We start from the raw sequence: 248 nt of genomic DNA, 5'->3' as shown, positions 1-248 counted from the left end.
GCAGTTGATGGGAGGCGAAATGAGCGTGAGTTCCCAAGTCGGAAAAGGAACTATATTCCACTTTGAGATTGAAGTTGAGGAAGTTGAAGCCAGCGAGCTAGAACGTAAGGAAATTAAACATCGCATTATCGCTCTCGAACCCGATCAACCTCGCTATCGTATCTTAATTGTCGATGATAAACCCGTAAATCGGCAATTGTTGGTACAACTCTTGAGTCCTTTGGGCTTTGAACTTCAAGAAGCCAGTA

At 44.0% G+C, this 248-nt stretch carries 1 pseudogene; it reads left to right on the top strand.

Annotated features, from left to right (window positions below):
- Positions 1-19: 19 nt before the first annotated feature.
- Positions 20-248, top strand: a pseudogene (locus tag JUI58_RS00045) (hybrid sensor histidine kinase/response regulator); the annotation flags it as partial.

It is taken from the genome of Spirulina sp. CCY15215 (assembly GCF_016888125.1).
In the GTDB taxonomy this organism is placed as follows: Bacteria; Cyanobacteriota; Cyanobacteriia; order Cyanobacteriales; family Spirulinaceae; genus CCY15215.
The sequence above is the reverse complement of the archived record's forward strand: the minus strand, read 5'-3'. Positions and strand labels throughout refer to the sequence as shown.